General features: G+C 72.8%; 8 protein-coding genes. 3 read left to right on the top strand and 5 right to left on the bottom strand.

Annotation, left to right across the window (positions count from 1 at the left end; genetic code table 11):
• Nucleotides 1-383: 383 nt before the first annotated feature.
• From ACFXHB_RS18775 to ACFXHB_RS18760, 4 genes are all read right to left on the bottom strand, one after another.
• Nucleotides 384-1,058 (bottom strand): nucleoside/nucleotide kinase family protein, encoded by a 675-nt coding sequence (locus tag ACFXHB_RS18775; protein ID WP_380575496.1) that lies wholly within the window; start codon nt 1,056-1,058, stop codon nt 384-386.
• Nucleotides 1,059-1,143: 85 nt separating this feature from the next.
• The gene (locus ACFXHB_RS18770; protein WP_380575494.1) at nt 1,144-2,100 is read right to left on the bottom strand and encodes an LD-carboxypeptidase; all 957 of its coding nucleotides are present in this window, start codon (nt 2,098-2,100) and stop codon (nt 1,144-1,146) included.
• A 113-nt stretch (nt 2,101-2,213) separates the two neighbouring features.
• The gene (gene trpS / locus ACFXHB_RS18765; RefSeq protein WP_380575493.1) at nt 2,214-3,347 is read right to left on the bottom strand and encodes a tryptophan--tRNA ligase; all 1,134 of its coding nucleotides are present in this window, start codon (nt 3,345-3,347) and stop codon (nt 2,214-2,216) included.
• 180 nt (nt 3,348-3,527) lie between these two features.
• Nucleotides 3,528-4,991, bottom strand: coding sequence for an APC family permease (locus ACFXHB_RS18760; protein WP_380575491.1), 1,464 nt, complete (start codon nt 4,989-4,991; stop codon nt 3,528-3,530).
• A 434-nt stretch (nt 4,992-5,425) separates the two neighbouring features.
• On the opposite strand from ACFXHB_RS18760, the gene ACFXHB_RS18755 reads away from it, so the two are divergent.
• Complete coding sequence (locus ACFXHB_RS18755) at nt 5,426-6,544, top strand: ABC transporter substrate-binding protein (RefSeq protein WP_380575490.1); 1,119 nt, start codon at nt 5,426-5,428, stop codon at nt 6,542-6,544.
• A gap of 120 nt (nt 6,545-6,664) precedes the next feature.
• Nucleotides 6,665-8,110 (top strand): hypothetical protein, encoded by a 1,446-nt coding sequence (locus ACFXHB_RS18750; RefSeq protein ID WP_380575489.1) that lies wholly within the window; start codon nt 6,665-6,667, stop codon nt 8,108-8,110.
• A gap of 111 nt (nt 8,111-8,221) precedes the next feature.
• Here the strand turns inward: ACFXHB_RS18750 and ACFXHB_RS18745 are convergent, their stop codons facing one another.
• Nucleotides 8,222-8,743 (bottom strand): NUDIX hydrolase, encoded by a 522-nt coding sequence (locus tag ACFXHB_RS18745; protein ID WP_380575487.1) that lies wholly within the window; start codon nt 8,741-8,743, stop codon nt 8,222-8,224.
• A 125-nt stretch (nt 8,744-8,868) separates the two neighbouring features.
• Here ACFXHB_RS18745 and ACFXHB_RS18740 point away from each other — a divergent pair, with 125 nt between their 5' ends.
• The gene (locus ACFXHB_RS18740) at nt 8,869-9,903 is read left to right on the top strand and encodes an ATP-grasp domain-containing protein (RefSeq protein WP_380575485.1); all 1,035 of its coding nucleotides are present in this window, start codon (nt 8,869-8,871) and stop codon (nt 9,901-9,903) included.
• Nucleotides 9,904-10,002 lie beyond the last annotated feature (99 nt).

Below are 10,002 nucleotides of genomic sequence, written 5' to 3'. Positions count from 1 at the left end.
GTTGACTTTTGGCACGCTGTTGAGTTCTCAAGGAACGGACACTTCCTTCGGACCGCCTTCCAGCGGGCCCTCCGGGCGCTTCGTTCTTTCGTGTTCCCAGCTTATCAGATGTTCTCCGTGCCGTTTCCGGCGCTTCCCTCATCCAACTCGCTGATGTCTTCTGCGGCTTGACGCCCCGTCCGACGTTTCAAACTCTAGCCGATCCCCGCCCCGAAAGGCGAATCCGACCGCAACCCATATAAACGCGCACACCGAATAAGACCTGAGCCGCACCGTCAAAATGACAAAGCACAGCCCGATCAGAACCGGAAAGTGGTGTTTCAAGGATTGGCCGCCCCGGGACCGTCCGCGCAGATGCGTGTCCGGTGCTCCCAGCCGAGCGACTAGAGAACACTACGCCCATGCGGGGCCGGAGGCAAACCGGTGCCGGGCACGGTCCGGGTACAGAGCGAACGGGCGGCCTTCACGTACTCGCCGTTGGGGTGGTCGTTGGTGGTGACCCACTGGCGGGCCGTGGCCTCGTCGCGCCCGCCGGCCCGGTGGCGGGCGATCAGTCGCTCCTCCCGGACGGTGTCCTCGGCCTCGACGTACCAGAGCTCGCGCATCAGTCGGCGGGCCTCCGACCACGGGTGTTCGGCGGCGGCGAGGTAGTTGCCCTCGGTGACGACGAGGCGGGCCTGGGGCGGGACGACATGGCGGGCGGCGACCGGCTCGTCGAGGTCCCGGTCGAAGTCGGGGACGTAGATGGGCTGGAAGCGGTCGGCAGCGACCCGGCGCAGCAGTGCGACGTAGCCGTGTACGTCGAAGGTGGCGGGTGCGCCCTTGCGGTGGGCCAGGCCGAGGCGGTCGAGCTGTGCCGCGGAGAGGTGGAATCCGTCGAGCGGGAGGTACGCGGCGCTGCCCGGGCCTTCCAGTCGCTCGACCTCCGCCACGAGGTACCGGGCCAGGGTGGACTTGCCGGCGCCGGGCGGGCCGGCAAGTCCGAGGATGGTGCGGGCATTGCTGCCCGGCCCCCGGAGGAAGCCCAGGGCGAGGGTGGTGAGGGTGTCCTCGTTCATGGCCGCACCCTACTGAGCCCACCCGCGATGACCGCACCCGCGCCGACCGCGCCCGGTGACCTCGGACGGCCCCGGTGCCGGGGGTTCAGCGCGCGGCGAGGGCGGGTGTCTCCAGGGTGAGGGTTCCGGTGTCGGCGTCGAGCAGGGCGGGCACGCCCAGCGGAACGGTGAGGGTGGAGGGGCAGTGGCCGAAGCCCAGCTCCCAGATGACGGGTACGCCCAGCGGACCCAGCCGGTCGAGCATGACCTCGCGGACGCGGTCGGGTCGGCCGCAGCCCTCCCACGAGCCGAGGGCGATACCCGCGACTCCCTCGAAGGCGCCGGAGCGCAGGAACTGGGTGAGGAGACGGTCGAGCTGGTACGGGTGCTCGTTGACGTCCTCCAGGATCATGATCGTGCCGGCGAAGGAGGGCCGGGCCGCGGGCGTGCCGCGCTCGGCCGCGAGGACGTGCGCGCAGCCCCCGGCGGTGATGCCGCGGGCCCGGCCGGGGACGAGTGCGGAGGCCGTGGCCGAGGTGATCACCGTCGTGGCCGTGGGTTCGAAGAGGGTGCGGCGCAGGTGTTCGGCCGTCGGTCCGTCGGAGATGAAGGAGCCGGCCGAACTCATCGGCCCGTACAGCGAGGCGACACCGAGTCGCCGGGCGACGGCCTCGTGCAGCGAGGACACGTCACTGAAGCCGATCAGCACCTTGGGCGCAGCGGCGCGCATCGCCTCCCAGTCGAGCAGGTCGACCATGCGGTGGACGCCGTAGCCGCCGCGGGCGCAGATCACGGCGTCGACGGTGGGGTCGAGCCAGGCGTCCTGGAGGTCGGCGGCCCGGTCCGCGTCGGCGCCCGCCAGGTGGGCGAGGGTCGGGTGGGTGTCGAGGACGTGCGGCGCGACGGTGACCCGCAGCCCCCAGGAGCGCAGGATCGCGCACCCGGCGGTGAGCCGCTCGGGGTCGATCGGGCCACTGGGGGCGACCACGACGATGTGGTCCCCGGGCCGGAGGTGCGGCGGGCGCGTCAACCCTCGGCCGGGCGGGGTCGGTTGCTGGTCCATGGCCGGGATCCTTCCAGGGGTACGGGCAACGAGGTGCGCGGGGATGGCGCGGGCTCGGGACGGATCGGTCCGGTCCGGTCCGGTTCGCCCGGGGGAGGTATGCCCCGCCCGCTTCAGACCGATCCCATCACCGCCCTGACCTCGGCGAGCGTGGCCTCGGCCACGACGTTGGCGCGCTCTGCGCCCTCCCGCAGGACCTGCCGGATGTAGCCGCGGTCGGCGGCGAGTTCGGCACGGCGGGCGCGCATCGGGCCGAAGTGCTCGTTGACCGCCTCGGTCACCGTGCGCTTGAGGACGGCGGCGCCACCGTCGCCGATCTCGTCGGCGACCAGTTCCGGCGCGCGGTCCTGGCAGAGCGCGGCGAGCAGCACCAGGCTGGAGACCTCCGGCCGGGCGGCCGGGTCGTAGGTGATCCGGCGGTCCGGGTCGGTCTTGGCGCCCCGGATCAGGCGGGCGGTGGTGTCGGCGTCGGCGGAGAGCCGGACGGCGTTGCCCCGGCTCTTGCTCATCTTGCCGCCGTCGGTCCCGAGCAGCAGCGGGGCGGCGGAGAGCAGGGCCTCCGGCCGGGGGAAGACGCCGGTGCCGTCCGGGTGCGGGTAGCGCTCGTTGAAGCGCCGGGCGACGGTGCGGGCCACTTCGAGATGGGGCAGCTGGTCCTGGCCGACCGGAACGACGTTCGCCTTGCAGAAGAGGATGTCGGCGGCCTGGTGGACGGGGTACGTGAACATCAGTCCGTTCACGGCCGACTGGCTGGAGTGGGCGATCTCGTCCTTGACGGTGGGGTTGCGGCCCAGTTCGGCCACGCTGACCAGGCTGAGGAAGGGCAGTAGCAACTGGTTGAGGGCGGGGACGGCGCTGTGGGCGAAGATCGTGGCGCGGTCCGGGTCCAGCCCGGCGGCGAGGTAGTCGAGGACGAGGTTCTCGCTGTGCTCGGCGAGGCGGTCGGCGATGTCGCGGTCGGTGATGACCTGGTAGTCGGCGACCACGACGAACATCTCGACGCCCAGGCGCTGGAGGCGGACCCGGTTCTGCAGGGTGCCGAAGTAGTGGCCGAGGTGGAGCGGGCCGGTGGGTCGGTCGCCGGTCAGGACCCGGTGGGCGCCCGGATCCCGGCGGATCGTCTCGTCCAGGTCGGCACCGGGCCGGCGGGCGGGCGCGGCCGGGGTGCCGGGCACGGCCTGGTCGGCGGGTTCGGCGGGGGCAACGGGCTCGACGGGGACGGTACGGGCGGCGGTGGGAACGGTCATCGGATCTCTCCTCGGTACGGCGGTGGCGGTGGCCGTCCGTCCGGGGTTCCGGGCCCGTCCCGTCGGGGAGACGCAACAGGGCCGTCCTTCCGGACGGCCCTGGTCAGGCATGACTGGTGGCCGTCCTAGGACGGCCACCAGTCGAGACCTGCGAAGCGCTTCACGCGTTCGAGGATAGCGTCAGTCCTCCACGATCAGTGCGGGGGTGTCCTTGCGCAGGGTCTCGCCGCGGAAGAACTCGGGCCGGAACGCGGCGTAGCAGGTCATCAGCACCGCCCCGAGCAGCAGGATGCCGACGCCGATGACGAATACCGATCCGATCCCGAAGACGGCGCCGCTGCCGTAGTCCGGGTCCCAGGCGTCGGTGAGGGTCTGCAGGAACACCCCGGCGAGCAGCACGCCGCCGAGCAGCGGGGCGATGCCCCGCAGCACCAGGTCGCGCAGGCTGCTCCGGAGCGAGCGGCGGAAGTACCAGACGCAGGCGAAGGCCGTCAGGGCGTAGTAGAAGCAGATCATCAGACCGAGGGCCAGGATGGTGTCCTGGACGACGTTCTCGCTGATCAGGCTCATGCCGACGTAGAAGACCGCGGTGGCGATGCCGGCGGCGACCGTCGCGTAGCCGGGGGTGCGGAAGCGCGGGTGAACGGCGCCGAAGCGCGGCGGCACCGCGCGGTAGGCGCTCATCGCGAGCAGGGTGCGGGCCACCGGGATGAACGTGGTCTGCAGGCTGGCGGCGGCGCTGGCGACGACGGCCAGGAAGAGCAGGATGCTCCACGGCGAACCGAGCACCGGCCGGGCCAGCGCGGAGAAGACGTTGTCGGCGGTGGCCGGGTTGCCGAGGCCGGTACCGGCGGTACCGACGCCGGCGAACATCTGGGCCGCGATCGCGACCAGCAGGTACGAGCCCACCAGGGTGACCATGGAGATCATCGCGGCCCGGCCGGGGGTCTTCGCGCTGCCGAGGGTCTCCTCGTTCATGGTGAGGCAGGTGTCCCAGCCCCAGTACATGAAGATCGAGAGCGACAGCCCGGCGGTGAACGCGCTGAAGGAGCTCACCTGGAGCGGGTCGAGCCAGGAGGCGGAGAAGCCGATCGAGTGCGGCAGGTCCCCGGCGGCGGCCTTGCTGATGGCGATGACCGAGAAGAGCACCAGGACGGCCAGTTGGAGGCCGACCAGGCTGTACTGGAACCACTTGGTGGCCGTCATGCCCCGGTAGCTCATCGCGGTGGCGGCGGCGATCAGCACGACCACGGTGAGCAGATGGACGGCCTTGTTGTCGTTCAGCTCCGCGATCCCGCTGCTGCCCGTCATCTCGCCGAGCATCAGGTAGAGGAAGTCGGTCGCCACCCCGGCCAGGTTGGAGAGCACGATGATGGTCGCGACCGTCAGGCCCCAACCCGCCATCCAGCCGACCCGGGGGCCGAAGGCCCTGACCGTCCAGCTGAAGGACGTACCGCAGTCCGGGAAGTCCTTGTTCAGCTCCTTGTACGCGAACGCGACGAGCAGCATCGGCAGGAAGCCGGCCAGGAAGACCGCGGGCATCTGGACGCCGACGGCCGTGACCGTCGGCCCCAGCGTCGCGGTCAGGCAGTAGACCGGGGCGACCGTGGAGAGGCCCAGGACCACGCTGCTCAACAGGCCCACCGAGTTACCCCGTAGACCCTTGTCCCCCGCTGCCCCCGCCGCCCCCGGATCGGGGACTCCACCACTGGCACCACTGTCCGGGGCACCCTGCGGAGCGGCGGGCGCCGTTGCCCGTCCGCTGCTTCCGTGCTCTGAGAGCTGCTGATCAAACACCTGCGCACCCTAGGTGGAGGCATCGAAGGTTGTGTAGGCCAACCCCTGGTGATCTGAGCCACTTGCTTCGATTCATTCACAACAAACGCCCATAGGGCAATGGATTAACGGCGTGTTAACTCGTGTACCTTGGTTTCCAAGGGTTGATGGCGATTTGATTTATTCCTTATGTCATGGGTTGAGATGATTTCTCCCCTCCCCTCGCCCCCTCGATCGAGCCACGCGAAGGCTTCGGATAGGTTTGCCTCACCTAACATCGATCGATCGAGAAGGAGCGTCGCGTGGCCCCCCACCCCGCCGACCGGACCCTCGTCAACCGCACCCCCTCCCGTCGGACGTTCCTCGCCGCCGGACTCACCGGTGGCGCCGTCCTCGGCCTCGGCGGGCTGCTCACCGCCTGCGGCGGCTCCGGCGGACCGACCGGGTCCGGCGGCTCCGCGAACGGATCGGCCCAAGCCTCGTCCGGCTCCTCGCCGAACCAGAAGTCGGTCAAGCAGGGCGGCGACGACTACGCCGCCGTGATCGAGAAGATGAAGGACTTCGGAACCGACGCCGCCCCCGGCGTCTACCCGCGCACCGTCAGGCACGCGATGGGCGAGACCGTCATCCCGGCCAAGCCGGTCCGGGTCGTGGTGCTGGACACCGGCGAGCTCGACAACGTGGTCGCCCTGGGCATCCAGCCGGTCGGCGTCGTCTACACCGACGGCTCCAAGAGCATGCCGTCCTACCTCAAGGACAAGGCCGGCGACCCGGCCGGCGTCGGCACCATCAACAGCCTCAACCTGGAGGCCATCGCCGCGCTCAAGCCCGATCTGATCCTCGGCAGCCAGCTGCGCGCCCAGGACCAGTACGCGCAGCTCTCCAAGATCGCGCCGACCGTCTTCTCCCTGCGCCCCGGATACCCCTGGAAGCAGAACTTCCGGCTCAACGCGGCCCCGTTCGGCCTGGAGGCGGAGGCCGGGGCGCAGCTCGACGCCTACCGGGCCGCCGCCGTCGCGATCGGCGCCGAGCTGGGCGACAAGCGGCCCACCATCACGCCGCTGCGCTTCATGCCCGGCAAGACCCGGCTCTACGCGGAGCTCTCCTTCATCGGCACCATCCTCACCGACGTACCGCTGCCGCAGCCCAAGATCGAGCAGGTCAAGGAGCTCGCGGTCGAGATCGGCCCCGAGCAGATCGACAAGGCCGACGCCGACTGGGTCTTCTACGGGGTGTACGGCACCCCCGGCTCCACCAACCAGGACGCGGTGCTCGGCGGCCCGCTCTGGAAGACCCTCGGGGCCGTCAAGTCCGGCCAGGCCCGGCCGGTTTCGGACGAGACGTGGTTCCTCGGCCTCGGCGTCCTCGCGGCCACCACCGTGCTGGCCGACCTGAAGGGGTTCGTCGCACCGGGCGCCTGAGCCCCGGCGACGGGGGCGGAACGGGACGGTGTCCTCGCACACACCCGCCGGAAAGGCGCTTGGAGCTGGTCCCGGGGTGCGGGAGGATCATCAGGACCGTACCCCGAAGGGCCCATGCCGATGACCGCGCTCGACCGCACCGCCACTGACCCGCCCCCGTCCGGCGCGCCCGCGAACGGCGTGACCGTGACCGGCGTGCCCGCGGTCGGAATGCCCTCGGTCAGAACGCCCGTGGCCGGGACGGCCGTCGGCGGCACGCCCGCGGTCGAGGTGTCTGCGGGCAACGCGCCCGCGGTCGACGCGCACCCGGCCGACGTGCTCGCCGGAGCTGCGACCGGCGCGCCCGACGGGTCCGCGTCCTGTGGCGCGTACCCCGGGTCCCCCGAGTCCCCCGCCGCCGCGGGCGGACCGGGAAGCGGGGAGCCGGCTCGGACCGCCTCGCTCTGCACGATGGCAGCGACAGCGGGCGACCTCGCCCCCGCCCGGTCCACCCGGGACGGCTCGGTCCCGCGCCCCCGCGGTGGTGGGCCCACCGCCGAGAACGGCCGGGACATCGGCGCCGGCGCCGCCGGCGGTACGGGCGGCGAACTCGACGGGGCGGACGGCCCCCCGGCCCAAGGCGTCTCCGGCGGTGCCCTCGGTGCTGTCGAGAGTGACGTCGACGGCCGCTCCGACAGTGCCGCGGGCACCTTCGACAGTACCGAGGGCGCCTTCGACGCGAGCGGGCAGACCGCCGCCCGGATCCGGGCCGGCCTGGCCGCCCGGCTGCGCACGGCCCACGGTCAGGGCCGTTCGCTCGCCGAACTGGCCGCCGCCTGCCGTCGGCCGGTGGCCGAGATCCGCGCGCTGCTCGCCGAAGGCCTCGGAGCCGACGCGGCCGGCCCGGTGGCCGGCCCCGGTGCTGCCTCCGCCACCGGGACGGAGCTGTTCGTCCTGCTCCAGGCTCCGCCGTCGACACCGACGGACGAACAGAACGTCCCCGTGCTGCGGGCCGCGCAGGCGGAACTGCGGACCGTCCTGTCCAGGCGGCCCTCGCCCTCCCGGCGGCTGCGCCGTATGCACCCGGAGGCCGGCGGCCCGGGCGAGCCGAAGGCCACCCCCCGCGCCGGGGCCGGTCGCCACGCGGAGGCCGCGGCGCCGCCCGTGCCGTCGTCGCCCAGGTCGGCCGAGCCGGAGGCCTCCGACCCGCCGGTCGGGACGGTGGGACCGGCGGCCGGTGACGCCGCCGGCGGGGACGCCGAGACGCCGCTGGGCATCCTGATCGGCGGCACCCCTCATCTCCCGGAGGCCGCCGGCCGCCCAGGGGAACGGCAGCCGGTCCGGGTCGCCGCCGAACCCGTCCGGATCGGCCGCGGCACCAGTCTGGTGATCCTGCCGGCCTGGCGGCCCGCCATCGCCGTCTCGGTGCCGACCGACCACCTGCTCTCCGCCACCGGCCTCGCCGTCGACCAACTGGCCGACGCACAGCTGTCGGTGCTGATCAACCCGGGGGCGCTGCACGACCGGGAGCTCGATCCGCACGGTTGGCAGGCCGGCCCGGCCGGCCGCACGGGCCGGGGCGGCTGACGGAAGTCCTCGTAGCCGGGAGGAACGGCCCGTGAGGGCTGCCGGGGGTGTTCGACATCGAGGCCGCCCGGGCGGCCCGGGTAGTCGGGGCCACCGGGGCGGTCGGGCCCGTCAGGCGTTCGGGAGGTAGCCGAGGTCGACCGGCACCGGCTCGCGCCGGCCGTCCAGCCAGCCCTCCCGGACCTCGGCCAGCAGGTCCGGCAGCCGGGGCGGCCAGAGCGCGTCCGCGTGCTCGTCGGCGAGGTCGTCCACCGTCCACCAGCGCCAGTCGAGAATGCGGTCGGCCGCGTGCATCGCGCTGACGTCGCCGACCGGGCCCCGGTGCGGCCCGCTGGTCAGATAGATGTGCTCGTGCTGGCGGACGGGCGTGCCGTGCCAGGTGAAGTCGTGTTCCCAGGTGCAGAGCAACGGACCGGGTTCGAGATCCGTCCAGCCGGTCTCCTCCCAGAGCTCACGGCGGGCTCCGGTCCACGGTGTCTCACCCTCCTCGATGCCGCCGCCGGGCATGGTCCAGTGGACGCCGACCTCGCTGTTGTCCGAGCGGAGGAGGAAGACCGATCCGCTCTCGTCCAGTACCACCGTCCTGGCCGCCTGCCTCGGAGTCCGCTTCGCGCGGCGCAACAGATTTCGCATCGGGTCACTCTCCCAGCCCGGCCCCCGGGCGTCGAACGGATTAGCCGCGGCACCGACGGCATCACCCGGGAGGAGAAAGGGTGTTGGCGCCGCCGGGAACGACCGGTGGACGTACTCTGACGCCCATGCCCGCACCCGCGCTCCTCTTCCCGGCCGACCCGCTCAACCCGCACCGGCCCGACCCGCACTTCGCCTGGGAGGCCCGGGTGCTGCGGGGCCTGGGCGGTGAGCAGTACCTCGTCGACCACGACGCGCTGCTCGCCGGCCAGGCCGAGGAGGCGGTCCGCCGGGTGCCCCGGGACTGCGGCCCGCTCTGGTACCGGGGGTGGATGATTCCGTCGGCCGGCTACGCGGACTTCGCCCGGGCTCTGGCCGGGCGCGGTGCCCATCTGCTGACCAGCGCGGCCGGTTACGCCTCGGCGCACGAACTGCCCGGCTGGTACGGCGTCTTCGAAGGGGCCACGCCACCGAGCGTCTGGATTCCGGTGCGGTCGGCGGCCCGGCCCGGCCCCGAGGAACTGGCCGCCGCCGTCGAGCGGCTCGGCGGGCACGGTCCGGCGATCGTCAAGGACTACGTGAAGTCCCGCAAGCACGAGTGGCACGAGGCCTGTTACGTCCCGGACCTGACCGACCTCGCCGCCGTCGCCCGGGTGGTGGCCCGGTTCGTCGAGTTGCAGGGCGAGTACCTGGCCGGCGGGGTGGTGCTGCGACGGTACGAGGAGTTCGCCCGCTTCGACGGGGTCGCCCGGGCCGGCGACCGCGGGAGCGCGGAGGCGCGGCACCGGAACGGGCAGGGCGGGGCGCGGAACGGCGGCGCCGCCGCGAGTCGGTCCACCGCGAGTCGGTCCGCCGCGAGTCGGTCCGCCGGGAACGGGCGGGCGCCGGCGGCCCGGGCGCTGGAGGCCCGGGTGTGGTGGCTGGACGGTGAGCCGGTGCTGGTCGGGCCGCACCCGGACATGCCCGGTCAGCCCGCCGAACCGGATCTCACCGAGGTCCGGCCGCTGGTCCGCGCCCTCGGCTGCCGCTTCGTCACCACCGACCTCGCCAGCCGGGCCGACGGCTCCGGCTGGCGGGTGGTGGAGGTGGGCGACGGTCAGGTCAGCGACCTGCCTCGCGGGATCGACGCGTCCGGGCTGCTCACCTCGTTGATCGCCGCCTGAGCCCAGCCGGGGCGGTCGGCCGGCGGCGCGGCGGGTCGGGTGGAGTGGCGGGTCCGGGCGGGTGGGCCGACGGCTCGGGTGCGCGAGCCGTCGGGTCAG

This window comes from Kitasatospora sp. NPDC059327 (genome assembly GCF_042752535.1).
Taxonomy (GTDB): Bacteria; Actinomycetota; Actinomycetes; order Streptomycetales; family Streptomycetaceae; genus Kitasatospora.
This window is presented reverse-complemented; position numbering and strand designations above follow the sequence as displayed.